Source organism: Micromonospora sp. NPDC049139 (assembly GCF_055586845.1).
Window position 1 is genome coordinate 1 of sequence record NZ_JBVJHK010000017.1, and the last position, 25,374, is coordinate 25,374.

At 74.4% G+C, this 25,374-nt stretch carries 30 protein-coding genes, 1 tRNA gene and 2 pseudogenes; 11 read left to right on the forward strand and 22 right to left on the reverse strand.

The genetic code is table 11. The annotated features are described in order from the left end of the window. Positions 1–91: 91 nt before the first annotated feature. On the forward strand, positions 92–502 hold the full coding sequence (locus tag ACZ6Q9_RS24810) for a phosphohydrolase (RefSeq protein ID WP_396829728.1): 411 nt from the start codon (positions 92–94) through the stop codon (positions 500–502). On the opposite strand, the pseudogene ACZ6Q9_RS24815 reads toward ACZ6Q9_RS24810, so the two are convergent. Next, positions 472–708: pseudogene (locus tag ACZ6Q9_RS24815) on the reverse strand (NUDIX hydrolase); the annotation flags it as partial. The gene ACZ6Q9_RS24810 and the pseudogene ACZ6Q9_RS24815 overlap by 31 nt on opposite strands. Here ACZ6Q9_RS24815 and ACZ6Q9_RS24820 point away from each other — a divergent pair. After that, positions 700–1,458: a tyrosine-type recombinase/integrase gene (locus ACZ6Q9_RS24820; protein WP_396829729.1), complete on the forward strand. Its 759-nt coding sequence runs from the start codon at positions 700–702 to the stop codon at positions 1,456–1,458. The pseudogene ACZ6Q9_RS24815 and the gene ACZ6Q9_RS24820 sit on opposite strands and share 9 nt — an antisense overlap. 61 nt (positions 1,459–1,519) lie before the next feature. On the opposite strand, the gene ACZ6Q9_RS24825 is transcribed toward ACZ6Q9_RS24820, so the two are convergent. The 6 genes from ACZ6Q9_RS24825 to ACZ6Q9_RS24850 form a co-directional block, all read right to left on the reverse strand. Continuing rightward, positions 1,520–1,596 (reverse strand) — tRNA-Ala (locus tag ACZ6Q9_RS24825). A gap of 187 nt (positions 1,597–1,783) precedes the next feature. Further along, entirely contained in the window at positions 1,784–2,575 is a 792-nt protein-coding gene (gene sepX / locus ACZ6Q9_RS24830; RefSeq protein WP_396829730.1) for a divisome protein SepX/GlpR, read from the reverse strand. A 178-nt stretch (positions 2,576–2,753) separates the two neighbouring features. Then, positions 2,754–3,362, reverse strand: a complete 609-nt coding sequence (locus tag ACZ6Q9_RS24835) for a GNAT family N-acetyltransferase (RefSeq protein WP_393258250.1) — start codon at positions 3,360–3,362, stop codon at positions 2,754–2,756. A 131-nt stretch (positions 3,363–3,493) separates the two neighbouring features. Beyond that, positions 3,494–4,807 carry a molybdopterin molybdotransferase MoeA gene (locus tag ACZ6Q9_RS24840; protein ID WP_357694079.1) on the reverse strand — a complete coding sequence of 438 codons (1,314 nt, stop codon included), beginning with the start codon at positions 4,805–4,807 and terminating at the stop codon, positions 3,494–3,496. Then, positions 4,804–5,766, reverse strand: a complete 963-nt coding sequence (locus ACZ6Q9_RS24845) for a UTP--glucose-1-phosphate uridylyltransferase (RefSeq protein WP_396829731.1) — start codon at positions 5,764–5,766, stop codon at positions 4,804–4,806. Before ACZ6Q9_RS24845 ends, ACZ6Q9_RS24840 begins: the two co-directional genes overlap by 4 nt. 9 nt (positions 5,767–5,775) lie before the next feature. Continuing rightward, positions 5,776–8,238, reverse strand: coding sequence for a diguanylate cyclase (locus ACZ6Q9_RS24850; RefSeq protein WP_396829732.1), 2,463 nt, complete (start codon positions 8,236–8,238; stop codon positions 5,776–5,778). Between the two features lie 85 nt (positions 8,239–8,323). Between ACZ6Q9_RS24850 and ACZ6Q9_RS24855 the strand changes: the two genes are divergently transcribed. Together ACZ6Q9_RS24855 and ACZ6Q9_RS24860 are read left to right on the forward strand one after the other, a co-directional pair. Next, complete coding sequence (locus tag ACZ6Q9_RS24855) at positions 8,324–8,959, forward strand: 5-formyltetrahydrofolate cyclo-ligase (protein ID WP_393452999.1); 636 nt, start codon at positions 8,324–8,326, stop codon at positions 8,957–8,959. A 113-nt stretch (positions 8,960–9,072) separates the two neighbouring features. Beyond that, a pseudogene (locus ACZ6Q9_RS24860) lies at positions 9,073–9,213 on the forward strand (FmdB family zinc ribbon protein); the annotation flags it as partial. Between the two features lie 14 nt (positions 9,214–9,227). Here ACZ6Q9_RS24860 and ACZ6Q9_RS24865 read toward each other — a convergent pair. Beyond that, a complete protein-coding gene (locus tag ACZ6Q9_RS24865) occupies positions 9,228–9,449 on the reverse strand; it encodes a hypothetical protein (protein WP_393453710.1) in 222 nt (73 codons plus the stop codon). Positions 9,450–9,756: 307 nt separating this feature from the next. Next, positions 9,757–9,939 (reverse strand): hypothetical protein, encoded by a 183-nt coding sequence (locus ACZ6Q9_RS24870; protein WP_396829734.1) that lies wholly within the window; start codon positions 9,937–9,939, stop codon positions 9,757–9,759. Between the two features lie 250 nt (positions 9,940–10,189). Between ACZ6Q9_RS24870 and ACZ6Q9_RS24875 the strand changes: the two genes are divergently transcribed. After that, positions 10,190–10,516 (forward strand): hypothetical protein, encoded by a 327-nt coding sequence (locus tag ACZ6Q9_RS24875; protein WP_396829735.1) that lies wholly within the window; start codon positions 10,190–10,192, stop codon positions 10,514–10,516. A 108-nt stretch (positions 10,517–10,624) separates the two neighbouring features. Here the strand turns inward: ACZ6Q9_RS24875 and ACZ6Q9_RS24880 are convergent, their stop codons facing one another. Next, positions 10,625–11,107 (reverse strand): DUF2231 domain-containing protein, encoded by a 483-nt coding sequence (locus ACZ6Q9_RS24880; RefSeq protein ID WP_396829737.1) that lies wholly within the window; start codon positions 11,105–11,107, stop codon positions 10,625–10,627. A gap of 194 nt (positions 11,108–11,301) precedes the next feature. Between ACZ6Q9_RS24880 and ACZ6Q9_RS24885 the strand changes: the two genes are divergently transcribed. Both ACZ6Q9_RS24885 and ACZ6Q9_RS24890 read left to right on the forward strand, forming a co-directional pair. Further along, on the forward strand, positions 11,302–11,730 hold the full coding sequence (locus ACZ6Q9_RS24885; protein ID WP_350701451.1) for a Fur family transcriptional regulator: 429 nt from the start codon (positions 11,302–11,304) through the stop codon (positions 11,728–11,730). 164 nt (positions 11,731–11,894) lie between these two features. Continuing rightward, positions 11,895–12,752, forward strand: coding sequence for an oxygenase MpaB family protein (locus ACZ6Q9_RS24890; protein WP_396829739.1), 858 nt, complete (start codon positions 11,895–11,897; stop codon positions 12,750–12,752). A 5-nt stretch (positions 12,753–12,757) separates the two neighbouring features. On the opposite strand, the gene ACZ6Q9_RS24895 is transcribed toward ACZ6Q9_RS24890, so the two are convergent. From ACZ6Q9_RS24895 to ACZ6Q9_RS24945, 11 genes are all read right to left on the reverse strand, one after another. Next, the gene (locus tag ACZ6Q9_RS24895; RefSeq protein ID WP_393259190.1) at positions 12,758–13,600 is read right to left on the reverse strand and encodes a RecB family exonuclease; all 843 of its coding nucleotides are present in this window, start codon (positions 13,598–13,600) and stop codon (positions 12,758–12,760) included. A 135-nt stretch (positions 13,601–13,735) separates the two neighbouring features. Beyond that, positions 13,736–14,350 (reverse strand): MarC family protein, encoded by a 615-nt coding sequence (locus tag ACZ6Q9_RS24900; protein ID WP_357457187.1) that lies wholly within the window; start codon positions 14,348–14,350, stop codon positions 13,736–13,738. Between the two features lie 40 nt (positions 14,351–14,390). Next, positions 14,391–15,257, reverse strand: coding sequence for a PHP domain-containing protein (locus ACZ6Q9_RS24905; RefSeq protein ID WP_396829742.1), 867 nt, complete (start codon positions 15,255–15,257; stop codon positions 14,391–14,393). A 47-nt stretch (positions 15,258–15,304) separates the two neighbouring features. Then, positions 15,305–16,531: a hypothetical protein gene (locus ACZ6Q9_RS24910; RefSeq protein ID WP_396829744.1), complete on the reverse strand. Its 1,227-nt coding sequence runs from the start codon at positions 16,529–16,531 to the stop codon at positions 15,305–15,307. Between the two features lie 56 nt (positions 16,532–16,587). Next, a complete protein-coding gene (locus ACZ6Q9_RS24915) occupies positions 16,588–17,517 on the reverse strand; it encodes a SigE family RNA polymerase sigma factor (RefSeq protein WP_396829746.1) in 930 nt (309 codons plus the stop codon). 102 nt (positions 17,518–17,619) lie between these two features. Then, positions 17,620–18,495, reverse strand: a complete 876-nt coding sequence (locus ACZ6Q9_RS24920; RefSeq protein WP_350678039.1) for a PH domain-containing protein — start codon at positions 18,493–18,495, stop codon at positions 17,620–17,622. A gap of 6 nt (positions 18,496–18,501) precedes the next feature. Next, entirely contained in the window at positions 18,502–18,660 is a 159-nt protein-coding gene (locus ACZ6Q9_RS24925) for a hypothetical protein (protein WP_007455302.1), read from the reverse strand. Positions 18,661–18,793: 133 nt separating this feature from the next. After that, positions 18,794–19,492, reverse strand: coding sequence for a DUF6758 family protein (locus ACZ6Q9_RS24930; protein WP_396829748.1), 699 nt, complete (start codon positions 19,490–19,492; stop codon positions 18,794–18,796). An 83-nt stretch (positions 19,493–19,575) separates the two neighbouring features. Then, positions 19,576–20,199, reverse strand: a complete 624-nt coding sequence (locus ACZ6Q9_RS24935; protein ID WP_357694048.1) for a TrmH family RNA methyltransferase — start codon at positions 20,197–20,199, stop codon at positions 19,576–19,578. Positions 20,200–20,323: 124 nt separating this feature from the next. Beyond that, positions 20,324–20,848, reverse strand: coding sequence for a hypothetical protein (locus tag ACZ6Q9_RS24940; RefSeq protein ID WP_393258217.1), 525 nt, complete (start codon positions 20,846–20,848; stop codon positions 20,324–20,326). A gap of 61 nt (positions 20,849–20,909) precedes the next feature. Next, positions 20,910–21,425, reverse strand: coding sequence for a MaoC family dehydratase (locus ACZ6Q9_RS24945; RefSeq protein ID WP_350678051.1), 516 nt, complete (start codon positions 21,423–21,425; stop codon positions 20,910–20,912). A gap of 547 nt (positions 21,426–21,972) precedes the next feature. Between ACZ6Q9_RS24945 and trxA the strand changes: the two genes are divergently transcribed. The 3 genes from trxA (at position 21,973) to ACZ6Q9_RS24960 (ending at position 23,824) form a co-directional block, all read left to right on the forward strand. Continuing rightward, a complete protein-coding gene (gene trxA / locus ACZ6Q9_RS24950) occupies positions 21,973–22,335 on the forward strand; it encodes a thioredoxin (protein ID WP_091098340.1) in 363 nt (120 codons plus the stop codon). Between the two features lie 134 nt (positions 22,336–22,469). Beyond that, positions 22,470–22,910, forward strand: a complete 441-nt coding sequence (locus ACZ6Q9_RS24955) for a hypothetical protein (RefSeq protein ID WP_393258212.1) — start codon at positions 22,470–22,472, stop codon at positions 22,908–22,910. Beyond that, a complete protein-coding gene (locus ACZ6Q9_RS24960) occupies positions 22,907–23,824 on the forward strand; it encodes an HTTM domain-containing protein (RefSeq protein WP_396829752.1) in 918 nt (305 codons plus the stop codon). Before ACZ6Q9_RS24955 ends, ACZ6Q9_RS24960 begins: the two co-directional genes overlap by 4 nt. On the opposite strand, the gene ACZ6Q9_RS24965 is transcribed toward ACZ6Q9_RS24960, so the two are convergent. Beyond that, positions 23,788–24,207 (reverse strand): thiol-disulfide oxidoreductase DCC family protein, encoded by a 420-nt coding sequence (locus ACZ6Q9_RS24965; RefSeq protein WP_350701473.1) that lies wholly within the window; start codon positions 24,205–24,207, stop codon positions 23,788–23,790. The two genes, ACZ6Q9_RS24960 and ACZ6Q9_RS24965, sit on opposite strands and share 37 nt — an antisense overlap. A gap of 101 nt (positions 24,208–24,308) precedes the next feature. Here ACZ6Q9_RS24965 and ACZ6Q9_RS24970 point away from each other — a divergent pair, with 101 nt between their 5' ends. After that, positions 24,309–25,358, forward strand: coding sequence for an Rv2578c family radical SAM protein (locus ACZ6Q9_RS24970; protein WP_393453670.1), 1,050 nt, complete (start codon positions 24,309–24,311; stop codon positions 25,356–25,358). The last annotated feature ends 16 nt before the right edge of the window (positions 25,359–25,374 follow it).

Consider the following 25,374-nt stretch of genomic DNA (forward strand, 5'->3'; position numbering starts at 1 on the left):
CTTCCCTCGACAAGAAGAATGATCAACCAAGGGCTGTCCCCATGATCAGTCGGGGTCACCGACCAACCCTCGCAGGTTAAAGATCAAGTTAGTGGCTGCGGCATGGCTGCATGACATCGGATATGCACCGAGTATCACAGAAACTGGATTTCATGCGCTGGACGGGGCCAGGTGGCTCCGGCGCCAAGGTTTCAGCTACCGCGTTGCCGGTTTGGTCGCGCATCACTCATGCGCCGCCTATGAAGGCGACGAGAGGGGAATGCTCGACGTTCTGACGAATGAGTTTGAGCGTGAGGAGACACCCACTGCGGATGCTCTCTGGTACGCCGACATGACCACAGGGCCGGACGGCCAAGACCTGACGGTCGAGGAGCGGCTTGCCGAGATCCGGGAGCGGTACGGTCCTGAGGATCTAGCGGCGCGATTCTGGCAAAGGGCCGAGGGCCCACTGTTGGAGGTCGTGCGGCGCACTCAGGCTCGCTTGTCGGCTAAACCGATATAGGGCTCGTTCCGCCCCTCAAAGCCGTGGTCGATACGAAGACGCATCGACGGGTGGATCGACAGGAGGTCCAATTCGTCGTGGCCGACCCACCGCACGGCTGATGACTCGTCGCTAATCGTCGGGGCACCGCTGATGTAACGGCCTCTAAAGCAGATCGAAAATTGTTGCCGCACCTCACCGTCGCTGTACTCGACCACATGGTGGGGGCGATCCGGCTGTCGGCGATCCTGCGGGGATTCTCTCGGGCACCCAAGTGGGTGCCGACCGCCGACGACGTGCTCGCCCTGGTCGAAGTCGTCCCCGCCGAGTACCGAGCGGCCATCTGGCTCGGCGCGGGTGAGGGTCTACGCCTGGGCGAAGTGCTGGGCATGGAGGACAGCCCCCGGTGCATCGACTACGAGCACCAAGAGGTCCACGTGGTTCAGCAACTGCGGTTCCACAAGGTCGCCTACGGCGGCTTCTACCTGGCCCCACCGAAGTCCGGCTCAGTGGGCGACGTCGACCTGGACGACCAGGTGGCCGCCGTCCTCGCCGATCACGTCCGCGACCACCCGCCGGCCACCGTCGAACTGCCGGACATCACCGCCGGCACGCCGGACCCGGGCAAGAGCCCGACCCGCCGACATGTCGCGCTGCTGTTCGCCGACCCGTGGGGCCGGCCGATCCACGACCAGCGGTGGTCGGACATGTGGCGCGGCTGGCGGAAGCGGGCAGGCTGGCCCGACACCGGCACCTTCCACTCCCTGCGGCACTACTTCGCCACCGCGTTGATCGCGGCCCACGCCGACCCCACGGACGTTCAGCGGGCGCTAAGGCACTCCAGCCTGCGGATCACGCTGGAGACCTACGTGCACTGGTGGCCCAAGAAGAACCGCCGCCGGAACGTCGTCAGCACGGCACTGCGGCAGGCGGCGGAGAACCGAAAAAGGCCACCCGAGCACCAAGATCGGATCTGACTTGTGCCCGATCTGAGCCGGATGACCTTGGAGCGGCGTTTCCGCTGCTCATCGGTGTTACTGGTGGAGCTGAGGGGATTTGAACCCCTGACCCCCTCGATGCGAACGAGGTGCGCTACCGGTCTGCGCCACAGCCCCTCCGCCGGCGAACCGGCGTCGGTCCCACCCGGCTTTCACCGGGCGGGCCGGCGCCAAGGCTAACAGGTCGACCGCCCCCGCCGCGAATCCACCCCCGGCGCGGCGGGATCTTGGCGAGAACCGACCCTCGGAGGATCGGATCGGCGACGCCAGAAGCGGACATCCGGGCCGCGTCGGAAACCGACACTCAAGCCGAGTGGGTGCCGCGCCCGGACTGGTACGGGCGGCCCCGCAGGCCGCCCGTACGCCGGTAGGACACGGAGCCGCCGTTGGCCGCCGCGGGCAGGTCGGCCGGCCGGTCCAGGCCCATCGCGGCGCGGCGTATCACCTCGCGCTGGGCCGCCAGGCGGCGCTGCGCCTCCCGGCGGGCCGCCGCCCGACGGGCCTGCTCCCGCCGCACCTCGGCCTGCCGGGCGGCCAGCCAGGCCGCCTCCCGGGCCTGCGCACGCCGCCGCCGGCGATCCGCCACCGCCCGCGCCCGCAGGTGTACGACGTACGCGACCAGCAGGGTGGCGGTGACCCCGAAGCTGATCCAGAAGCCGGGGCCGACCACGATCACGCCGATCAGCTCGACGAAGTTGAGCAGGAGCAGCGCGGCGAGCACCCGGCGTCGGCGGTAGACGGCGGGGGTGTGCTGCCGGCGGGGCGGCGGGCGGCGGCGGTTCTTCTTCCCGGCGGGCGGCACGGCGCGCAGCCGGCTCGACCGGCGGGCGGCGGGTGGCGCGGAGACCGGGGCCGCGAGACCCCCCGCGTCCTTGCTCTCGCTCAGGGTGACGACGAGGGATCGGGGCGGGTGGACCGGCTTCCGTCCCGGGACAGTACGACGCCGCCGGCGGCGCTGGAGCACCCGCGCCGTCGACTGCGCCCGCTCCGCCACCAGCCGCTCGGTGGCGTCGTACCGGCGGACCAGCGCCGGCGCGAGGGCGAGCAGGCCGGCGGCGGCGAGGACGGCGAGGAGCACCGAGGTCGGCACCCTCACCCCTCCCGTCACCGAATTCGGAGCAACCGCCGCCCGACCGCAGGATCTTCCACCGAGCGTGGTCGGGTGCGTGGATCGTACGGGTGGAGCAGCGCTTGCCACAGCTTGCAGTCACTTGAGGTTACGGGCCGCCGACGCGGATGGTGACGCGCCGCGCCGATCCCGTCCGTGGGACGGCTCACCCCGCGACGGCGCGGATCCGGTGCCAGCGGCCCAGCAGGCCGCCCTCGGCGGCGACCTCCTCACTGGTCATCGCGTATCCGATGTGGTCCCGCCACGCACCGTCGATGTGCATGTAGCGCACGTGGTACGACTCCTCGCGGAAGCCCAGCTTCTCCACCACCCGGCGGGACGGCCGGTTCTCGGGGCGGATGTTCACCTCGACCCGGTGCAGCCCGCCCGCGCCGAAGGCGTGGTCGACGGCGAGCGCCAACGCGGTCGGGATGATGCCGCGACCGGCCACCCGGGAGTCGACCCAGTAGCCGACGTACCCGGAGCAGAACGCCCGCCGGACGATGCTGCCCACGTTGAGGTGGCCGACCAGCCGCTCCCGGCCGTCCTCGCGCAGGCAGACCGCGAACGGCATCCCCTCGCCGCTGCGCGCCGACCGGCGCTGGTCGCGGTGCACCCAGCGGAACGCGGCCGGCGAGTTCAGCTCGTGCCAGCTTCCCGGCAGGGACGACTCCCACGGCGCGAGCCACTCTTGGTTGGCGCGGCGCACCTCCGACCAGGCGGCGGCGTCCGCCCGCCGGTAGGGCCGCAGCACCACCGGGCCATCGTTCAGCACCGTCGGCCACCCCGGCGCCCGCCCACCCCCGAACAGATTCACCGCGTCAGCTTCCGCTCACGACCGCGTCATCGCAAGCGCACTCCTGCCCGCACCGCACCGTCCGTCCAGCCGCGCCCGGGAGGCCACGCTCACCGGCGACGGTCCAGCAGGAGGACGTCCACGGTGGACCCGGCCGCCGCGGTGGTCACCCGCTCGCCGAGCACCAACAGGCCGTTCGCCTCGGCCAACCCGGAGAGGGTGTACGGCCCGCCGTTGAGCGGCTGGACCGTGTAGCCGCCGCCGCGCCGCTCGGCGACGTGCGCGGGGCGGAACTCGCGCAGCCCGACCGGGGACGAGATCGTCTCCAGCAGGTGCGCGCGGACGCTGGGCCGGAACACCGGTTCCGCCCCGGCGAGCAGGTTTATCGCCGGGCGGGCCAGCACCTCGAAGCCGATCAGGGCGGCGCCCGTGTCGCCGGGCAGGCACACCACCGGCACCTCCTCGGCGCCGACCGTGCCGAAGCCGAGGGAGGTGCCGGGATAGAGCGCCACCTCGGTGAACATGACCGGCCCGGCCCGGCCGCCCTCGCGGCGGGAGAGGATCCGCCGCACCATGTCGCCCGGCCCGGTGCCGGTGCCCCCCGTGGTGATGATCAGGTCGGCGCGCAGCGTCTGGTCCTCCAGCAGCCCGCGCAGCCCCTCCGGGTCGTCGTCGCAGATGCCCACCCGGTACGCCAAGGCGCCCACCTCGGCCGCCGCCGCGGTGAGCGCGTGCGAGTTGGCGTCGACCGTCTGGCCGGGCTGGCTGCCCCGGCCCACGTCGACCAGCTCGTCGCCGGTGGCCACGATGACCACCCGGGGGCTGGGCCGGACCACCACGTGCCCGATGCCGGTGGCGGCGAACACCGCGACCAGCGCCGGGGAGACGTAGGTGCCGGCCCGGGCCAGCAGGGTCCCGGCGGGCAGCTCCTCGCCGGCCCGGCGTACCCCGTACCCGCGCTTGGGGACGCGGAAGATCTCCACCGCGGCCATGCCCTGGTCGGTCCACTCGACGGGGACCACCACGTCCGCGGCGAGCGGCAGCGGCGCCCCGGCGGCGACGGAGAAGCACGCGCCGGGGGTGAGCCGCACCGGGCGCCAGCTCGCCGCGCCGAGGTCGCCGACGACGTTGAGCCGGACGTTGCGCCCGCCCGGCCCGCCGGACTGGGTCGGGACGTAGCCCACGCCCCGACCGCCTCCGGAGATGTCCTCCCAGCGGGCCGCGTACCCGTCCACGGCCGCCTGGTCGAAGGCAGGGAAGGAGTGCGGCGCGACGACGTCCTCGGCGAGGACGTTGCCGTGCGCCTGGGTGAGGTCGAGGTCGAGCGGAGGCAGCGCGCGTAACCTGCGCAGCACGCTGCCCAGGTAGTCGGCGAGCGGCATCAACTCGTTCGCGGCCGCCTCGGCGTCGGCCGACGCTGTCATGTACCAGTCACGCCCGACACGTCGGAGTTGACGAACTCGGCCAGCCACTTGCGGAACTCGCCGCCGAGGTCGTCGCGCTCGGCGGCGATCTGCACCACGGTCTGGAGGTAGCCCAGCGGCATGCCGGTGTCGTAGCGGGTGCCCCGGTAGACGATCGCGTGCGCCGGCGTACCCTCGTTGCGCAGCAGCTCCATCGCGTCGGTCAGCTGGATCTCCCCACCGCTGCCCGGCTTCGTACGCCGGATCGCGTCGAAGATGCTGGCGGGCAGCACGTAGCGGCCCAGCACCGCGAGGTTGCTCGGCGCGTCCTCCGGCTTCGGCTTCTCCACCATGCCGGTGACCCGGACGACCTCGCCGATGTCGGTCAGCTCCGCCTCCGCCGGCTCGACCGAGGCGATGCCGTAGCGCTTGGTCTCGGAGGGGTCGACCTCGAAGAAGGCCAGCACGACGCCGCCGGTGCGGGCCTGGAGCTCCAACATGGCCGGCAGCAGCGGCTCGGACTGCTTCACGAACTCGTCACCGAGCAGCACCGCGAAGGGCTGGTCGCCGACGTGCGACTCGGCGTAACCGACGGCGTGGCCGAGGCCGAGCTGCTCGGGCTGCCGGCAGGTGTAGATCTCGGCCAGCTCGCTGGGGCGGCGCACGGCGGCCAGCCGCTCGGCGTCGCCCTTCTCCTCCAGCCGGGCCTCCAGGTCGGGGCGGCGGTCGAAGTGGTCCACCATCGACGTCTTGCCCCGCCCGGTGATCAGCAGGACGTCGCCGATGCCGGCCTGGGTGGCCTCCTCGACGATGTACTGCAGCACCGGCCGGTCGACCACCGGGAGCAGCTCCTTGGGCACCGCCTTCGTGGCCGGCAGGAACCGGGTGGCCAGTCCGGCGGCCGGGATGACTGCTTTGACCGCGCGGGAGCGACCGGTTGCGGCGGTCGCCGTTGAGGGGTTCGCTGAGTGCTCCGACATGTCGCGAGACTATCGGCCACGGCTCTGCCGTGGAGGGTGAGGACCGGAAGACGCGCCGCCGCTCGTGCCGGGCCGCGCGGGACCTGGTCCGGCCGGCGCGGTCCGCGGCTCGGCCCCGGGTCCGGCCGGCGCGCCGCGCGGCTCGGCGTCGACCGGATCGGCCGGTTCGGGGCGGGTCCGGGCCGGCTGGCGCGGGGCGCCGGCGCGCGGCAGCCCGTCCTCGGGGCTGACCGCGCCCGCCGGGACGGGGATCTCCCGGGCCGGCGGGTCGGCCTGGCCGTGGGCGACCGGCTCCTCGCCGGCCCGGCCGCCGCCCGGCCGCTCCTCGCCGCCCCGGCCGCCGCCCGCCCGCTCGTCGTCCGCCCGGCCGCCGTCCGCCCGCTCGTCGTGCGCCGGGCCCGGGTCAGCCGGTTCGTCGTCGGCCCGGTCGTCGGCGATCCGCCAGGTGTCCCGGCCGGCCGCCTTGGCGGCGTAGAGCGCGTCGTCGGCGGCGTCCAGCACCTCCTGGCCCGTGCTGGCGTGGCCGGGATAGACGGCGATGCCGATGGAGACGGTCACCGCGATGGCCACGGGCGCGGCCCCGCCGTGCCCGTCGGCCGTGATCGGGGCCTCCCGGATCGCCGCGCCGAGCCGCTCCGCGACGATCGCCGCCCCCCGGGCGTCGGTCTCCGGCAGCAGCACCACGAACTCCTCGCCGCCCTGCCGGAAGGCCAGGTCGACCTCGCGGATCTCGCCGCGCACCCGGCGGGCGAACTCCGCCAGCACGGCGTCGCCGGCCGCGTGCCCGTGCGTGTCGTTGACGTCCTTGAACCGGTCCAGGTCGAGGGCGAGAACGCTGAGCATCCGGCCGAACCGGTTCGCCCGCTCGACCTCCCGGCGGATCGACTCCCGCAGGTAGCGGTAGTTCCATAGCCCGGTCAGCGGGTCGGTCAGCGAGAGCCGCTGCGCCTCCTCGTGCACCCGCACGTTGTCCACCGCCACGGCGGCGTGGCCGGCGAAGGTCCGCAGGGTCACCAGGTCGTCGTCGTCGAACTCGTCCGCGCCGAGCCGGTCGTAGAGGGCCAGTACACCGAGCGCCCCGGCCGGGGAGGCCGGCTCCGACGACCAGGGCCGGGCGGGCGGGGCGTCCGCGCGGGCGGCGGCGTCGACCGCGCCCGTGGCGCCCGGGGCGGCGAACGGCACCGCGACGTACGTCCGGCAGCGCGGCTCGCCCGGCGGCACGGCGGAGGGTTCCGCCCGGCCGCGCTGCGGCTCGCCGGTCGCCGCGACGGCCCCGAGCACGCCGCTGCCCAGCGGCACCCGCAGCGGCCCGGCCCGCTCCTCGGGCGGGCAGCGCCCGTCCAGCCCCTCCGCGCACTGCGCCACAAGCACCCCGCCGTCGTCGACCAGCAGCACCGCGCCGGCCCGGGCGCCCGTCGCCGCGATCGCGCTGTGCAGGATCACCCGCAGGATGCGTTGCAGGTCGTGCGTGCTGGCCAGGGTGTCCCCCAGCACCGCGAGGTGCCCGCGCAACTGGTCGCGGCTGCTGGTCAGCGCCGCCACGTAGGTGCCGGTCTCCCGGGTCATCCGGTTGAACGCGCCGGCCAGCCGGCCGATCTCGTCGCGGCTGCGCACCGGCACCCGGGCGGTCAGGTCGCCGCGGGCCACCCGGTCGACCGCGCCCGCCAGCTCCACCAGCGGCCGGGTGGTCACCCGGGCCAGCCGCCCGGCGGCCACCACGGCCAGCAGGGCCGCCACGAGCACCGCCGCGACCAGGGCGGCGTACAGGCCGGGCGGCTGGTCGCTGGGGACCGAGAGCACGAGCGGCAGGGGCTGCCCGGCGGACGGGCCGACCCGGCGGACGTACCGGCCGTCGGCGGTCTCGGTGACCCGCTCGCCGTCGACCGTGCCGGCGGCGGCGAGCACGGCGTCGCGTACCCCGGTCGACTCGGTGGTGTGGGCGAGCCGGACGGGCGCCTCGGCGTCGTCGAGCAGGGTGACCGCCACGCCGGTCACGGCCGCGAGCCGCGCCACGAAGGCCGGGTCGACCGGATGCGCCGCGGCGACCGTGCCCAGCGGCCCGCCGGACCGGTCGCGCAGGTCGACCCGGGCGGCGAGCGCCCGCACCGGGCCGGCGGCCGGCGCGGCGGTGGAGCAGTCCCGCCAGGGCTCCGGCGGCCCGCCCGGCGAGGCGTAGGTGACCCGGCCGGCCACGTCGGTGACCCGCACGGCGGCCGCCAGGCCGCGGCTGACCACCTGGCCCGCGGCGCCGGGCCGGTCGCCGGTCAGGGCCACCGCGTCGGCGGCGGCCCGCAGCTGCTGACAGAGGGCGTCGACCGAGGTGCGCACGGTCGCGGCGGCCACCGCCAGCCGCTCGGTGGAACGGCTCCGGTCGACGGCCACCACGGTCGAACCGACGAAGAACGCCCCGAGCAGGACCGGGCCGAGCACCACCGCCAGGAAGGCTGTGGTCAACCGCCCGCGTAGCGTCACTCGGTCCCCCCGGAAGTTCCGCCGCCGTCGCTTGCGATGCTGACACAGAGCAACCAGGTGACAAACGTTGCGTCAGGAGTGTTGCGTGCCCGATTTTTCTCATGAAGCGGAAGCGGCGAAGCGGGACGTGCGCGCCGCCGTGCTCGCCGCCCGCCGGGCGCTGACCGCGCCGACGCGGGCCGAGGCCGCCGGGCGCGTCCAGGCCGAGCTGGTGGCCCTCGTCCGCCGGCTGCGCCCGCGCCGGATGACGGCGTACGTGCCGGTCGGCTCCGAGCCGGGCGGGCCCGACCTGCCGGCGGTGCTGCACGCGGCGCTGCCGCCGGGGGCCGAGCTGCTGCTGCCGGTGCTCTGTGCCGACCTCGACCTGGACTGGGCGGCCTGGGCCGGCACGGACGCGCTGGTGGCCGCCGGCCGGGGCATGCGCGAGCCGGCGGGGCCGCGACTGGGCCGGGACGCGGTGGCGGCGGCCGAGCTGGTGGTGGTGCCGGCGCTGGCGGTGGACCGCCGGGGGCTGCGGCTGGGCCGGGGCGGCGGCTCGTACGACCGGGCGCTGGCCCGGGTGCCCGCGACCGCGCTGACCGTGGTGCCGCTGCACGACGGGGAGCTGGTCGGGTCGCTGCCCGCCGAGCCGCACGACCGCCCGGTGCGCGCGGTGGTCACTCCCGCCGACGGCCTGCGTACGCTTGACGCCGCCCCCGGGGACGCGGCGGGTCGCGCCTGAGGGCGGCGGTGTCGCGCCCCACACTTCCGCTGGACGAATCCGGGGGCGATGACGCACCATTGGCACTCGAAGACGTCGAGTGCCAACCGGCCGTGCCAGATCCGGAGGAGAACGTGCCCACGTACCAGTACGCCTGCACCGCGTGCGGCCACCAGCTCGAGGCGGTGCAGTCCTTCTCTGACGAGCCGCTGACGGAGTGCCCCGCGTGTGAGGGGCAGCTGCGCAAGCTCTTCAACTCGGTCGGCATCGTGTTCAAGGGCTCGGGCTTCTACCGCACGGACTCCCGCACCTCGGGCAGCGACACCGGCAGCGGCGGCGCCGCCAAGCCGGCGAAGTCCGACTCGTCCTCCTCCGGCGGCGACTCCGGCTCGTCGAGCGGCTCGACCGCCGCCTCGTCCTCGTCGTCCTCGTCGTCGTCCAGCTCGAACGGCTCCGGCGGCGGAGCGAGCAAGACCCCGGCCGCCAGCACCGCCAGCGCCTCCTGACGCACGCCACATCCTGTCCCGGGGCCGGCCCCGCCCGCCCCGGGCACGTCCCGCTGTGCGGGCCACCGGTTTAGGGACACGGCCCCCGCCTCCTGGCTCGCCGTCCCGGGTCCCTGGTCGACCGCGGCGGCGTCTCGGATCGCCTGGTGACGCCCGTGGGCGCGACGGGGTGGTCGCGCGGTCGCCGGCAGGCGGTTGTCCACAGGGTGCCCGCGTCATCCACAGGCCCGGGGGCGTTGTCCACAGGCCGCCGGGGTTTCTCCACAGGCGCGGAAGCAGCCTCGGATGTCGGTGGGTCGCCTGGCAGGCGGTTCAGTCCCAGTGCGGCGGGCGCTCCGCGAGCAGCCAGTCGTCGTTGCCGCCGGAACGCTCGCCCCAGCCCCGATCGGTGTCGTCGGCGGTCTGCTCGGGCAGCACCACGAAGTCGTCGCTCAGGTCGACCGTACGGTCGTCGTCGCCGCGTACCGCCGGCGTCGGAGAGAACTCGGTGCTCACGAGCGGCAAGACTAGCGCAGCCGCGACCGGGTCACCGCGTCGAACCAGGTCCGCCACGGTGCCCCGGTGGCTCCGCCGACACGGCTGGCCGTGGGCGTCCGGTCACGGCTCGCCAGGCTGCCCGACCACGGCTGACCGGGGCTCTCCAGGCTGCCCGGCCACGGCTGACCGGGGTGTCCGCGCCGACCCGCCGGTGGGCCGGCCGCGTCCGGCCGGTCACCGGGCCGGAGCGTTGGTAGCGTCGGACGGCGTGACGACCCCCACCTCCGGCAGCGCCCCGGACGAGTACTGGCGGCGGCCCGACACCGCGCTGGAGCAGTCCGGGACCCGGGCCGCACCGACGCCGGCGCCCGGGGGCGGCTACGCGGGCCCGCCGGCCACCACCCCGCCCCCGGCCGGGTGGCGACCGCCGGTGCACCTGCGACCACCACCGCCCCGGCGGCTGCCGCCGCAGGACATGGCCGGGCTCGACACGGCGGAACAGCGGGCGCAGCGACTCACGTACGGCGTCGGCGCGCTGGCCGGCGCGGTGCTGGTGATCCTGGTCTGCCTGCTCTGCTCACGCCTGATCTTCTGACCCACCCCACTCCCCAGCGCGATCTTGCAGTTACCGCCCTGGCAAAGCGCGCGAACGGGGACAGAAGGCGGGTCGAAAGCGCAAGATCGCGGAGGCCAGGGGCGGGTGTCAGAGGGTGTTGCCCCAGACGGCCTCGGCGCCGGAGTGGCCGGTGAGGTAGGCGTAGACCAGGCTCACGACGCCGAGCGCGACCACCACGACCGACAGCACCGGCGTGATCCAGGGCGGCAGCCTCGGCACGCGCGGGTGCCCGCTCGTCACCACGAGCAGCAGCAGCGACGCCACGGCCAGCGGCAGGGCGTACCAGAACAGGAGGTCGCCGTAGCGCGAGTGCTCCAGGATCTGGTCCACGATCGGGCCCTGCATGCCCCGGGCCAGGAACGCGTCGTTCAGCTCCTCGCCGGACTCGACCGCGACGAAGGCCGTCACCGGCGCCGCCACGGCGAGGATCGCCACCGCCCAGTCCAGCCGGGGCCGGAACCGGGGCAGCGCCACGTACGCGGCGGAGAGCAGGGCCAGCAGCGGCACGAGCACGACGACCGCGTGCACCACCAGCACGTGGGCCGGCAGGCCCAGGATCTCCTTGAACATCCACACCTCCGGCGTACGCGGTCGCGGGTTGCCAGCGTACGGTGCGCCGGCCGCCCCGCCCAGAACTCTCGATCCGCTACACGCACCCCGGACAGGTCCGGTTCACCGCCCGGACGGGCAGGCTGGCTGTGGCCGGGGCCACCCTCTGCCGGAGGCCGGTTGTCGACCCGGTCACCTCGTGCTGTCATTGACAGATGTCCGGCGGGGAGGAGCTGCTCCGGTCGAGGGGCCTGCGGGTCACCCGGCCGCGCCTCGCCGTGCTCGACGTACTGGCCGCCGGCGGCCATCTCGAGGTGGACGAGATCACCCGGCGGGTCCGCGAGCGCCTCGACTCCGTCTCCACCCAGGCCGTCTACGACGTGCTCGGCGCGCTGTCCCGGGCCGGGCTGTCCCGCCGGATCGAGCCGGCCGGCAGCCCCGCCCGCTACGAGGCGCGGGCCGGGGACAACCACCACCACGTGGTCTGCCGGGGCTGCGGCGAGATCGCCGACATCGACTGCGCGGTCGGCAGGGCCCCCTGCCTGGACCCGGACATCGCTCACGGGTTCGAGGTCGACGAGGCGGAAGTGACCTTCTGGGGCCTCTGCCCCACCTGCCAGGCCCGCCGCTCCGCCGACGACTGACCCAGCCGCGCCGGATCCGCCGCGCCGCCGACGCCTGACCGCTCCGTGGGGCCCTGGCTCGGCCGCTCCGCCGACAACCGACCGTCCCCGCCGAGACGGGACGGCCGACGGGCTGACGTCCGTTGCCCGGGGCGGAGGGTCGCGGGGCATGGCACGCTTGGTCGGTGGACTCCGATGACCTCGGTCTGTTCGGTCCGGGTTCGGTCACGTGGAAGGTGCACGAGGAGCCGATCCTGATCGTCGCCGGCCTGCGTTCGCTCTACCTCCAGGCGCTGCATCCCCGCGCGATGGCCGGGGTCGCCCAGAACAGCGACTACCGCTCCGACGCCTGGGGTCGCCTGGTGCGCACCGCCACCTACGTGGCGACCACCATCTACGGCACCACGGCGGAGGCGGAGGCCGCCGGGCGGCGGGTACGCCGGCGGCACGCCCGCCTGCGGGCGACCGACCCGTCCACCGGGGAGGAGTTCCGCGTCGACGACCCCGACCTGCTGCGCTGGGTGCACGTCACCGAGGTCGAGTCGTTCCTCGACACGGCCCGCCGGGCGGGGCTGCCGCTGACCGCCGACGAGATCGACGGCTACTACACCGAGCAGCGGCGCGCCGCCGCGCTGGTGGGCCTCGACCCGCAGACGGTCCCCGGCACCGCCGCCGAGGTGGCCGACTACTACCGGCGGATCCGCCCGGAGCTGCGGATCACCCGCGAGGCGGCCGAGACGGCGCTCTTCCTGACCGCCCCGCCGATCCCGTGGAAGCTCAGCCTGCCCGCCCGGATCGGGCTCAACCTGGGACCGGCCCGCTGGGCGTACTTCGGCATCGCCGGCACCGCGTTCGCGCTGCTGCCCGCCTGGGCCCGGCGGCTGTACGGCGGCCTGGGCCTGCCGACCACCGCGCTCTCGGCCGACCTGACGGTGCGGGCGCTCCGGCTGACCCTCGCCGCGGTGCCCCGCCGCTGGCGGGAGGGGCCGTTGCAGCAGACCGCGAAGGAACGCGCCGCCCGCCTCGCCCGCACCCCCGCCTGAACGGTTCAGTCCCGGCCGGGCAGCCGGTCGGCGGGCTGCTCGACGGCCGCCCACGGCTCCTTGCCGGGCGCCTGCGCCCCCGCCGGGCAGGTGCGCCGGTAGTCGCACCAGCCGCAGCGGGGACCCGGCGTGGTGGGGAAGGCGTCGTCGGGGTCGTCCCCGTCGGCGACCGCCCGCTCGGCGGCCATGATGTCGCGCGCGGTCTCCTCGGCCCGGGTGAGCTGCCGGGCCAGCGACTCGACGGTGTGCTCGTGCGCCGCGACCGTGCCGGTGGGCAGGTGGTGCAGCTCCACCCGGCGGCACGGCCGGCGGAACACCCGCTCGGCGGCGTACGCGTAGAGCGCCAGGGCCTGGGAGCCGCGCGCGTCGTCGGCGTCCAGCCCGGTGCGGCCCGTCTTGTAGTCCACGATGACCAGCTCGGGGCCCTCGGGCCCGGGGCGGGAGTCGATCCGGTCGGCCCGGCCGTTGAACGCCAGCACCCCGGTCTTGACCGCCACCACCCGCTCCACGCCGAGCGGGTCGACCCCCGGCTCCAGGGTCTCGACGTAGGACTCCAGCCAGCCCAGCGCCCGCCGGTAGGCCGCCCGCTCCTGCTCCTCGTCCCGGTAGCCCTCGCGCACCCAGGTGCCTTTGAGCAGCGCGGCGAGCGCCTCGGGCCGGCGCCGCTCGGGGCTGAGGGCATACCAGTTCTTCAGGGCCGTGTGCACACTCGCGCCGAGGGAGTTGTGCGCCCACGGCGGGCCCTTGGGCGGGGCCGGACGGTCGACGTAGGAGTAGCGGTAGCGCCGGGGGCAGTCCGCGTAGGCGCCGAGCTTGCTGGGGGTGCAGACGAAGAGCCGTTCCGGCATGCCCTCGAAGCCGAGCTGCTCGGGCTGGTCGCCCCGGGGGCGGGGCGCCCGGCCCGTGGCGGAGGACCGTCCGGCTGAAGAGGCTCGTCGCACACCTGGATCCTGCCATCCGGCCCCGACAAACCCGGGCGGCGGTCAGGCCATGTTGGCGTACTGGGTCACGAAGGCGGCCACCGCGTCCGCGATGAGCTGCACCGCGATCGCCGCGAGCAGCAGGCCGGCGATCCGGGTCAGCACCTCGATCCCGCCCGGGCGCAGGATCTTGACGATCCCACCGGAGAACCGGAGCACCACCCAGACCGCGACCATCACCGCGACGATCGCGGCGGCGATGGCGGTGTAGTCCGACCCGCCGTCGGCCTCCTTGACGAAGAGCATGGTGGCGACGATGGCGCCGGGACCCGCCAGCAGCGGCGTACCCAGCGGCACCAGCGCGATGTTCGAGGTGACCTGCTGGCTCGGGTCGTCGGCCTTGCCGGTCAGCAGCTCCAACGCCACCAGGATGAGCAGCAGCCCGCCGGCGGCCTGCAACGCCGGCAGGTCGACGTGCAGGTAGTCGAGCAGCGTCTGGCCGGCCACCGCGAAGATGACGATCACGCCGAGCGCCAGGGCGACGGCCTGCCAGGCCGCCCGGTTGCGGTCCCGGGCCGTGAGCGGGCCGGTCAGCGCCAGGAAGATGGGCATCATGCCCGGCGGGTCGACGATCACCAGCAGGGTCACGAAGACCTCACCGAACAGCTTGGCATCCACGTGATCAACGTAGCCGCGCCGCCGGAGACTGAAACGCGGATCAGCCGGAAGCGATCCCGGTCACCCCGCTCGCCTCGGCGATGATCCGTTCGTACGCCTCCGGGGCCGTGGTGAACGCGCCGAGCCGGACGGTCTTGTGCGTGCCGTGGAAGTCCGACGAGCCGGTCACCAGCAGGCCCAGTTCACCGGCGAGGGCGCGGACGTGCGCCCGCTCGGCCGGGGAGTGGTCCTCGTGGTCGGCCTCCAGCCCCGCCAGGCCCACCGCGGCCAGGTCGGCGATCAGCGCGTCCGGCACGATCCGCCCCCGCCGCGTCGCCCGGGGGTGGGCGAAGACCGGCACGCCGCCCGCCGCGCGGACGAGCCGGACCGCGTGGAAGACGTCGATGTCCTCCTTCGGCAGCCGGTAGCGCTCGCCCAGCCAGTCCGGCCCGAACGCCTCCGTGGTGGTGGCCACCAGGCCGGCCCGGATCAGCGCCTGGGCGATGTGCGGCCGGCCCACCGAGCCGCCCGCCGCGCCGGCCAGGATCTCCGGCCAGTTCACGTCGATCCCGTCGGCCCGCAGCAGCGCCACGATCCGCTCGCCCCGCTCCTCCCGCGCGGCTCGCACCCGGGCCAGCTCGGCGACCAGCTCCGGGGCGTCCGGATCGAAGAGGTACGCCAGCAGGTGCAACGGCACCGCCGGCTCCTCGCCGTACCAGCGGCAGGAGATCTCCGCCCCACGGACGAGGCTGAGCCCGGCCGGCAGCGCCCGCAGCGCGGGCTCCCAGCCGGCGGTGGTGTCGTGGTCGGTGATCGCCACGACGTCCAGCCCCGACTCCGCCGCCGCCCGCACCAGCTCGGCGGGGCCGAGCGTGCCGTCGCTGGCGGTGGAGTGGGTGTGCAGGTCGATCCGGGGGCGCGCGCTCACCGCCCCGACGCTACCGGCCACCGCCGACGCCCGGCGCGCGGGCGTGGTCAGGAACCGTCGCGGCCGACCGGGATCGGGCGCTGCCCGTCGCCCATGCCGCCGACCGGGGCGCCCGACGACTCCTCGCCCGCGAGCACCCGGCTCACGTCGACGCGCACCAGGCCGGCACGGGCGTCGGAGTAGTACGCCCTCCCCTCGGGCGTCCACGCCACCGGCCCGTGCACGGGCGGCCCGGCCGGGCGGACCGCCCGGGTGGCGCCCAGCCGGTCCAGGTCGACCAGCAGCGCCCGGTCCTCGCCGCCCACCCGCCCGTTGACCAGCAGCCACCGGCCGTCGGCCGAGACGCCGCCGTGCCCGTCGTCGCCGAGGGTGGGCCCGCAGCCGGTCCGGGCGGACGCGAGGTTTCGGGTCGGGTCGAGCAGGGCGAGACAGGGCCGGCGCGGCGTGCCCGCGGACACCTGCGCGACCACCACGCCGTCGGGGCGCGTGCCGTAGACCCGCACGGTCGCGCGGTCGCCCCCGCTCTTCAGCGGGCCCTGCGCCGGGCGCCACAGGGTGTGGCCGGGCCGGTCCGCGTCGAGGCGCACCAGGACGGCGTCGCCGGCGAAGCCGACCGGCACCGCCCCGGCCGGCGCCGGCGTACGGGCGGCGGCGACGACCTGGGTGCCGACGATCCCCGCGGCGACCAGCTCGGCGCCCTCCCGCCAGGCGACCTGGCGCCCGTCGCGGCTGAGGGCGATGTCCCGCGCCCCGGCCAGGAGCAGGTGCACCGCGCCGTGGGGCTGCACCACCCACAGCGCCTGGCCGGCCGCCGTCGGGGCACCGACCACGGCCCAGCCGGTGCCGTCCGGCAGCCGCTGGGCGCGCTCGACCGGGCCCACGTCGGGCAGCGTCAGCCGCTGCCCGCTCGTGGTGGCGAGCACCGCGCCGAGGATAAGGTCCACCTCGCCCCGGCCCGCGCCCTGCGCCGGGTCGGTCGGTGGGGCGACCGGCAGCGACGGGGTCAGGTTCGGCAGGGGCGAGGCGTACGGGTCGCCGAGCACGACGGTCGGATGTGTGGGCCGGCCGGGCTGCTGCCCCAGCTGGGCGATCCCGGTGCTGATCCCCACGGTGGTGACCGCGGCCAGCGCCAGCCCGACCACGGTGCGCCGGCGCCGGGCCCGGTCGGCCCGGCGGATCGCCAGGCCCGCCGGGTCGGCGGCGAGCGGGTGGGCGACGGCGACCCGGCGGGCGAACGTCTCCCGCACCGCCTGCTCCAGCTCGTCCTCGGTCACGCCGTATGGACGCCTCGGGCCGCCGGTCCGGTTGTCAGCAGGGCCCGCCGGGCGGCTCACCGACGCTCTCCGGCGCCGGTGCCGGCCGGTACGACCGGCAGGCCTCGCGCCTCGTCGCGGTCGGCCCCCGCCCGGCCGGCCGGGGTTCCCGGGGCAGATCCTTCCCCACGGCCCGCCCGCGCCGCCCCCGACGACACGGGAACGGGCTCCGCCGCCGGCTCGCCCACGGGCGGCGTGCACCCGGCGTCCGGCCCGGGCAGCCCGGCGGCGGAGGCGGGCAACGCGGGCGCGGGCCCGACGTCCGGTGCGTCGACGCGCGGCGGGGCGTTGGTCGCCGCGACCACGGCCGCCGCGTCCGCGCCCACCACCATCCTCGGTGCGCCGTACGCCGGCGGCCGTCCGGCGCCGGCGGGTGCGGGCGCCGGCCGGTCGGCGGGAGCGCGCCGGGGCCGGGGCGGGGTCGGCGCGGCCCCGCTCGGCAGGTCGAGGGCGGCCTCGGCGCCCATCCGGCGGCGCAGCGTGCCCAGGGCACGCGAGGTCTGGCTCTTGACGGTGCCCGGGGAGATGCCGAGCAGGGCGGCGGTCTGCGCCTCGGACATGTCCTCGTAGTAGCGCAGCACGAGCACCGCCCGCTGCCGGGTGGGCAGCGCGCTCAGGTGGCGCCAGAGCAGGTCGCGGTCGAGCTGATGCTCGATCTCGTCGACCGCGGCGCGCTCCGGCAGCACCTCGGTGGGGCGTTCACCGTGCCAGCGCCGGCGCCACCAGCTCGTCGAGGTGTTGACCATGACCCGGCGGGCGTACGGCTCGATCGCCTCGATCCCGCCGAGCCGCTTCCAGGCCAGGTAGGTCTTGGTCAACGCGGTCTGTAGCAGGTCCTCCGCGGTCGCCCAGTCCCCGCTGAGCAGGTACGCGGTGCGCAGCAGGGCGCCGGAGCGGGCCGCGACGAAGTCGCGGAACTCCTCCTCCAAGGGATCCCTGCTCGCCATCAGCCACCTCCGCGCCCCGTCTCCCTGGCAGGTTGCCACGGCCGGGCAGGTCGGGTCGACGGCGAATGGTGCGCAGTTCCTCCGATGTTCGGACGAAAAGTTTCACGCCCCGTCGTCGGCCTTGGCCTCGTCGGCCTCCTTGCCCAGCCGCGCCTCGACCGCCTGCGGCTCGTACATCTCCTCGACGACGCGCAGGTAGAGCTCGTTCGGGTTGGGCAGATTCTTGATCTCGCGGAGCGCCTGCTCCTGACCGGCGGACTCCAGCACGAACGTGCCGTAGTTGAGCGCCCGGCCGGTCGGGGTCTGCTCGTACTTCATGTCGGTGACCCGGACCAGCGGCATCATCGCGACCCGCCGGGTGATGATGCCGTTGACCACCATCACCCGCTTGTTGGTCAGGATGAAGCGGTCGTACCACCAGTCGGCGACCTTCCACGCCACCCAGCCCATCACCGCGAACCAGAGCAGCACGGCGATCGTGGTGAGCGCGCCGACGTCCTGCCCGGCGAGGAAGCCGGAGAGGTAGCCGAGCACGAACGTCGCGGCGATGCCGACCAGCAGCGGGGTGGAGAGGTGGATCCAGTGCCGCTTCCACTCGCCCCGGTAGCGCTCGGTCGGGAAGAGGTAGCGCGCGACCAGCGAGCTGGGCTCGTCCTCCAGCGGCAGCACCCGGCGCGGGGCCATGCCGGCGGCGTCGGCCCGCAGGCCGGCCAGCTCGTCCTCGGAGATCTGCGGCGGCTGGTAGCCGGCCTCGGGATCACGGATCCAGGCTCGACCGGACCGCCCCTCCCCGGCGTACGCCGGGCCGTCGCCGAAGCCGGCGTCGTCCGAAAGGGAGGGGCCGTCGCCGAGACCCGGGCCGGTGCCGTAGCCCGGCCCGTCGTCGGGCCCGAGCCGGGGGATCGGCTCCGTGTCTCGCTCCCGGCGCTCCCGGTCGGGGTCGTCGGGGTCGAACGGTGGACCGGAGGGGTTACCCATCGGCGGCTAGGCGACGAGGCTGGTGAAGAAGTCGCCGAAGCCCTGTGCGATGTCCATGATGCCGCCGCCCAGGGACTTGAACACGTCCGCGGCGGAATTTGGCCGGTAGGCGACGAAGAAGATCAAGAATGCGATTCCGGCCCAGGTGAGGACCTTCTTGACCATGGCGGGCCATCCTCTCGCGCGGCGCCGGGTCCCATTACCGCAGCGGCACCCAGGGTATCAGTGTGATGTCGTACAGTGAATATCTGCGTCCGTTCTCCGTCATTCCGGGAGACCTGTCAAGCCCTGGAGCTTGTCAAGCCTTCCCGTGCAGATACGGAGACGGTGCGCCGTACACGAGCTCGGGCGGTGTCCACTCGGTCAGGTCGTGCAGCACGACGTCTTCCGCGAGCAGGTGACCCGCACTCGCCGGCCAGGCTATCGCATGGAGCCACATTCCCCGAGCCTCGCCGGCGTACGCGCTTCGATCCGTAGGCGAGCTCACAAGCCACAGTGGAGTCGGGTGACCGGCCACCTTGATCCTGGCCTGCCCGACGTGCTCCGGGTGACCAGGCCCGGGGTCGGTCAACGCCTCGGCCAGTTCCGGCCCCGGGTCCGGGCCGGCCATCCCGGCGAACCGGGTGCCCAGGCCGACGCCCGGCTCCTCGGCCACGAAGACCAGATCGGCGGGGCCCTCGCCGAGCGGCGCGGGCCCGGCGCAGGCGACCGCCGTGGCGCGCACGCCGGTCCGGTCGTCCCCGGCGTACGCCACCCCGGTCATGGTCCAGCCCGGCGGCAGCGGCCACGGGCACCAGAGCGGCGTCGCCGGCCGGCGCGGCAGGTCGGCGGCGGCGGTGATGCGGTCCACCACGCTGGCGACGATCTCCGCGCCGATGTGCTCGGGCACGTGCAGCGGGGGGACCGGCCCGCAGTCCAGGCAACGCGATTCGGTGTGCATCAGGTCCGGCGCCCGCACGGGCCCGCCACATCTCGGACAACTCACCGCGACACTCACCTTCCCACCGTCGCCCCGCGCCGCCGCCCCGTCAAGCGGAGCGCCGGTTTCGGTGCCGCCGGCCGGTGCCGGGAACGACCCGCTCAGGCGGGCGGCGGGCCGGCGTGCGCGCGGATCCAGGCGTGCATCGCGATGCCGCTGGCCACGCCGGCGTTGATCGACCGGGTGGAGCCGTACTGCGCGATGGAGAAGAGCTGGTCGCAGGCGGTGCGGGCCGGGTCGGACAGGCCCGGTCCCTCCTGCCCGAAGAGCAGCACGCAGCGTCGCGGCAGGGTGGTGGTCTCCAGCGGGCGCGACCCGGGCAGGTTGTCGATGCCGACCACCGGCAACTCCCGCGCGACCGCCCAGGCCACGAACTCCTCGATGGTCTCGTGATGCCGCACGTGCTGGTAGCGGTCGGTCACCATCGCGCCGCGCCGGTTCCACCGGCGGCGGCCGACGATGTGCACCTCGGCGGCGAGGAAGGCGTTGGCGTTGCGGACGACCGTGCCGATGTTGAAGTCGTGCTGCCAGTTCTCGATCGCCACGTGGAAGTCGTGCCGGCGCCGGTCCAGGTCGGCCACCACGGCCTCGCGCCGCCAGTAGCGGTACCGGTCGACCACGTTGCGCCGGTCGCCCTCGGCGAGCAGTTCGGGGTCGTACCGCGGGTCGTCCGGCGGGTCCCCCGGCCACGGTCCCACGCCGACGTCGAGCTGGTCTCCGGTCACGGTCACGCAGGGTACGGCCCACGTGCCCGACCCCGGGCCGCGCCCCCGGCGGCGGCCCGGTCCGGCAGCAGCCGGATCGGCGGGCCACCGGGCCCGGGGCGCCGACGGGTCGACCGGCGGCGACTCAGCCCAGCCCCAGTGCGCCGCCGAGCCGGTCGAGGAAGCGGCGGTCGGCGGGTGCCGGCGGCAGCGCCTCGGCCCCGGGCGTCGCCGCCCGGCAGACCCGGGCCGCCACGGACTGCACCCACTGCCGGTACGCCGCCGAGTCGGCGGGATCGGCCCGCCGCAGCACCCGGGTCGCCGCGCGGCAGACGGCCAGCAGGTCCACCAGGTCGGCGGGCCGGTCGACCGACGGGGAGGCCCCGTCGTGGCGGGCGTAGATGGCGGCGACCACCGCGCGGACGAGATCGCTGTCGAAGGCCCGACCCGCCGCGACCGCGTCCAGGCCGGCGAGCCCGGCGGAGACCCCCCGGCGGGGCCGCCCAGGGCCGGGCGCGGCGGCGGCCACGATCACCCGACCGGGCAGGCTGGTCAGCAGATCCCACTCGGCGGCGGAGTAGACGGCGGTGGTCAGCGGTGCGGCCCGGCGGCCGGCAGAGGGCGGCTCTCCGGCGACGGAGTGGCTCATGGGGACCTCCGGCGCCAGCATATGCCCCGGAAGGGGAAAAGGGCCCCTTCCACACGAACCCGGCGGGAAGGGGCCGTCGACGTCAGCGCGGCTCGGGGAAGCTCGGCCGCTCCGGGTCCACGCCCTCGGGCACGGTCGTGGCCGCGTACTCCTTCTTGGGAACCATCACCCGGCGGCGGAAGACGCAGACCATGGTGCCGTCCTGGTTGTAACCCCGGGTCTCCACCGAGACCACGCCCCGGTCGGGCTTGGAGGACGACTCGCGCTTGTCCAGCACCGTGGTCTCGCCGTAGATCGTGTCGCCGTGGAAGGTCGGCGCCACGTGCCGCAGCGACTCGACCTCGAGGTTCGCGATGGCCTTGCCGCTGACGTCGGGCACCGACATGCCCAGCAGCAGGGAGTAGATGTAGTTGCCGACCACCACGTTGCGCTTGAACTGGCTCGCGGACTCGGCGTAGTGCGCGTCCAGGTGCAGCGGGTGGTGGTTCATGGTGAGCAGGCAGAAGAGGTGGTCGTCGTACTCGGTGACCGTCTTGCCGGGCCAGTGCCGGTAGACCGCGCCGACCTCGAACTCCTCGTAGTAGCGGCCGAACTGCATCCTTGTCCCCTTCGACGGGCGGCGATGGAGTTCGGCACAGCATGCCTTATGGAGTGTTAAGGCGATGGGTGGGGCGCGGGCCGTGCGGAAATGTCACACCGGCGCCACCGAGGGGAGACGCAATGAGCGGCGGGGCCCTCCCCGGCACCCGCCGCCCACGCTCTGATGCGGAAGATTCTGCCGTACGAGAACGAGGGCCGAACAGAGACAGAGGTCACATTTATCTTTTCGTAACACTACCCTGCGTCATCACATCGGGAGCCGTCGGCGATCTCCGCACATCGGATAGCCGCTTGTCAACCGCCAGATTGCTGAATTACGACGATCCGTTGAGTCGATCTTCATGGAAGCGCTCCCATCACCGCTGGTCACGCAAATGCGTCGTGCACTTGCGATCAGCACCTCGGGCAAAGCCACCTCCGTCGATGGGAGCGGGACCACCCTCACGGGCCGTGGGCGCGCGTTTCGGCGCGCAACTGTCGGGAATTCCACGCGGTACGCCCTGGTTCCACCAGACGTAGCTATTCCGCGCCGATCGGAGACTTTCATGGCAACCGTAGAGCTGACCACGGCAAACTTCGACGAGGTGGCCGGCAGCGACGGCATCGTGCTCGTCGACTTCTGGGCCGAGTGGTGCGGCCCGTGCAAGCGGTTCGCCCCGGTCTACGAGCGTTCCTCGGAGAAGCACCCCGACATCGTCTTCGGCAAGGTCGACACCGAGGCGCAGCAGGAGCTGGGTGCCAAGTTCGACATCCGCTCCATCCCGACCATCATGGCGATCCGCGACGGCGTCATCGTCTTCGCCCAGCCGGGCGCCCTCCCCGAGTCCGCCCTGGAGAACCTGATCGAGCAGGTCCAGGCGCTCGACATGGACGACGTCCGGCAGAAGCTGGCCGGTCACCAGCACTGAGCCGACCCACTCCACGACGGCCGGGCCCCACGGGCCCGGCCGTCGTCGCGTCCGCGACCCCGTCCGCCCGGCGACGACAAGTGGCCGTCGGAGGGACCCGGAGCGGGCGGTACATCCCGTATCGTCACGACCCGATGGAGACCTTGACCAGCCGTGGACGCGCGATCCGGCTCGCCGCCACCGCCCTCGGCCTGGCCGTCCTGCTCGCCGGCACCGTCTGGGGCACCGACGACCACTTCCCGTTCGGCCCGTTCCGGATGTACTCGACCTCCAACCCGCCGAACTCCCCCGCCCCGGACACCCGGGTCGAGGGCGTCGACAGCACCGGCGCGGTCGTCGACCTGGGCGAGCGCGCGACCGGCATCCGCCGGGCCGAGATCGAGGGCCAGCAGGACCGCTACGCCGCCGACCCCGAACTGCTCACCGAGGTCGCCGACGCGTACGCCGAACGCCACCCCGACGCGGCCGAGCTGGTGGAGGTCCGCATCGTGATCCGCTGGCACGGCATCCGCGACGGCCGGCCCACCGGCCGCTGGACCGACGAGACGGTGGTCTCCTGGCAGGCGGACCGATGAGCCGCTGGTTGACCGAGCCGGTGCCCCACGGCCGGGTGGCCGCCTTCCGGACGCTGATCTACCTCTTCGTCGCCGCCGACCTGGTCGTGTTCACCCCGTGGATCCGCACCCGGGTCGCCGTGCCCGGGGAGCTCTACCAGCCGCTGCTCATCGGGCGGGTGGTGCCGCTGCCCACGCCCACCCCGGCGCTGGTCGCCGTGATCTTCTGGGTCCTGCTGCTGCTCGCCCTGCTCGCCGCGACCGGCCGGGCGCCCCGACTGCTCGGCTGGGCCGTCTTCGCGCTCTACTTCGAGTGGATGATCGTCGCGATGAGCTACGGCAAGGTCGACCACGACCGGTTCGGCCTGCTCGTCGCGCTGGCCGTGCTGCCCACCGCCGGCCGGGCCCGGCACGGCGACGCCACCCGCTCCGAGGCCGGCGGCTGGGCCCTGCGGGTCACCCAGATCGCCGTCATCTGCACATACTTCCTGGCCGCCTGGGCCAAGCTGCGCTTCGGCGGGCTGGACTGGCTGACCGGCTCGGTGCTGGCCCGGGCGATCCTCCGGCGCGGCACCGAACTGGCCGACCTGATCGCCTCGGTGCCGTACCTGCTGATCGTGGCGCAGTTCGGCATCGTCGCGTTCGAACTGCTCAGCCCGGTGGTCTTCCTGCTGCGGGAACGCTGGCGGCTGGCGACGGTGGGCTTCTTCTACTCGTTCCACCTGGTCACCGTCGCGACCATCACCATCTCGTTCGCCCCGCACCTGGCCGCGATGACCAGCTTCCTGCCGCTGGAACGGGTCCGGCCGGTCGTCTGGGCGCGCCGGCTGCTCACCCGCCGCGCGGGGGACGGTGGACGGCCCGCCGACGCGGGCGGCCCCGCGCCGTCACTCGCCGGTCAGGCGTCCGCCGCCGGCCGACCGGACGGGCCGTAGAGGCGCTCCCGCGCCTCCTGCGGCAGCGCACAGGCGGCCGTCCCGCCGGGGAGCCGGTGCCGGTTGCGGGCGACCCAGCGGTACGCGGGCCAGGCGGCGGCGCGTACCGGCGGGAACCGGAGGCCGGTGCCGGCCACCCGCCAGAGCGGGCCGCTGTCGCCGAGCAGCTTCGCGATCGCGTCGGGGCCGGCCGCGCGGGAGCCGTCCGCCCCGACCCACTGCACCGCCTCCTCGCACTCCGCCTCGGTCAGCCCGAGCGCGTCGAGGTCGGCGAACTGCCACGGCACCACGTGCACACCCGTGGGGATCCGCCGGTCGATGAACTCGGCGCACCGGGTGCAGAACGCGCAGTCCCCGTCGTAGACGAACGTCGACCTCTCCATGCCTCCATCCTCCACCCGCCGGCCACTGACCGAACGCCGAGGTGGGCGGGAACACGGCGATTCGCTTGCACTCCGCTCGTACGCGTGTTCGAATGAAGGTCATGCGCTGGGACAACCTCTCCGCTCCCCCGGACGAGGGGGTCCCCGATCGGGCAGCGCCAGCGACGCCACCCCTGCCGCTGGCGCTGCCCGGCGCGATCGCCCGCACCTTCGACACCCCGGGCTTCGCCGGCATGACGTTCTACGAGATCCGGGCCAAGTCGATCATCAACAAGGTGCCCGGCGCCTCCCGTGTCCCCTTCGAGTGGACGATCAACCCGTACCGGGGATGCAGTCATGCATGCGTCTACTGTTTCGCGAGAAATTCTCACACCTACCTCGACCTCGATGCCGGTACGGACTTCGACCGGAAGGTGATCGTCAAGGTCAACGCGGGTGAGCTGGTCCGGCGGGAGCTGGCCGCGCCGCGCTGGCGGGGCGCGCACGTCGCGATGGGCACCAACGTGGACTGCTACCAGCGGGCCGAGGGGCGCTACCAGCTCATGCCGCAGATCATCGCGGCGCTGCGCGACTTCGCCAACCCGTTCTCGATCCTCACCAAGGGCACGCTGATCCTGCGGGACCTGCCGCTGCTGCGCCAGGCCGCCGAGGTGACCCGGGTCGGCGTCTCCTTCTCGGTGGGCTTCGTCGACGAGCGGCTCTGGCGCGCGGTCGAGCCGGGCACGCCCAGCCCGCGGCGGCGGCTGGACGCGGTGCGGGCGCTGACCGACGCCGGCTTCGACGTCGGGGTGCTGATGGCGCCGATCCTGCCCGGGCTCAGCGACGACGACGCCTCGATCGACGCCACGGTGGCGGCAATCGCGGCGGCCGGGGCGACCAGCGTGACCCCGTTGGCGCTGCACCTGCGCCCCGGAGCCCGGGAGTGGTATGCGCGCTGGCTCGGCCGCGAGTTCCCCCATCTGGTCCCCCGCTACCGCGAGCTCTACCGCTCCGGCGCGTACGCCCCGCAGTCCTACCAGCGGGAGTTGACGGCGCGGGTGCGGATCGCGTCACGCCGGCACGGGCTGCACCGGGGCGAGCGCGGAGACGACCGCCGCCTGCCCGACCCGACACCCGCGCCGCCAGCCGCCGAGCAGCTCAGCCTGCTGTAGACGCCGGCCGATACCC

Coding starts and splice junctions, on each gene's coding strand:
- ACZ6Q9_RS24885 (WP_350701451.1), top strand. CDS start 11,302: ATGTCCGGCGGGGAGGAGCTGCTCCGGTCGAGGGGCCTGCGGGTCACC.
- ACZ6Q9_RS24820 (WP_396829729.1), top strand. CDS start 700: ATGGTGGGGGCGATCCGGCTGTCGGCGATCCTGCGGGGATTCTCTCGG.
- ACZ6Q9_RS24955 (WP_393258212.1), top strand. CDS start 22,470: ATGGAGACCTTGACCAGCCGTGGACGCGCGATCCGGCTCGCCGCCACC.
- ACZ6Q9_RS24895 (WP_393259190.1), bottom strand. CDS start 13,600: ATGCCGGAACGGCTCTTCGTCTGCACCCCCAGCAAGCTCGGCGCCTAC.
- ACZ6Q9_RS24840 (WP_357694079.1), bottom strand. CDS start 4,807: ATGACAGCGTCGGCCGACGCCGAGGCGGCCGCGAACGAGTTGATGCCG.
- ACZ6Q9_RS24965 (WP_350701473.1), bottom strand. CDS start 24,207: ATGGAGAGGTCGACGTTCGTCTACGACGGGGACTGCGCGTTCTGCACC.
- ACZ6Q9_RS24960 (WP_396829752.1), top strand. CDS start 22,907: ATGAGCCGCTGGTTGACCGAGCCGGTGCCCCACGGCCGGGTGGCCGCC.
- ACZ6Q9_RS24915 (WP_396829746.1), bottom strand. CDS start 17,517: ATGGCGAGCAGGGATCCCTTGGAGGAGGAGTTCCGCGACTTCGTCGCG.
- trxA (WP_091098340.1), top strand. CDS start 21,973: ATGGCAACCGTAGAGCTGACCACGGCAAACTTCGACGAGGTGGCCGGC.
- ACZ6Q9_RS24940 (WP_393258217.1), bottom strand. CDS start 20,848: ATGCTGGCGCCGGAGGTCCCCATGAGCCACTCCGTCGCCGGAGAGCCG.
- ACZ6Q9_RS24920 (WP_350678039.1), bottom strand. CDS start 18,495: ATGGGTAACCCCTCCGGTCCACCGTTCGACCCCGACGACCCCGACCGG.
- ACZ6Q9_RS24925 (WP_007455302.1), bottom strand. CDS start 18,660: ATGGTCAAGAAGGTCCTCACCTGGGCCGGAATCGCATTCTTGATCTTC.
- ACZ6Q9_RS24845 (WP_396829731.1), bottom strand. CDS start 5,766: ATGTCGGAGCACTCAGCGAACCCCTCAACGGCGACCGCCGCAACCGGT.
- ACZ6Q9_RS24945 (WP_350678051.1), bottom strand. CDS start 21,425: ATGCAGTTCGGCCGCTACTACGAGGAGTTCGAGGTCGGCGCGGTCTAC.
- ACZ6Q9_RS24880 (WP_396829737.1), bottom strand. CDS start 11,107: ATGTTCAAGGAGATCCTGGGCCTGCCGGCCCACGTGCTGGTGGTGCAC.
- ACZ6Q9_RS24970 (WP_393453670.1), top strand. CDS start 24,309: ATGCGCTGGGACAACCTCTCCGCTCCCCCGGACGAGGGGGTCCCCGAT.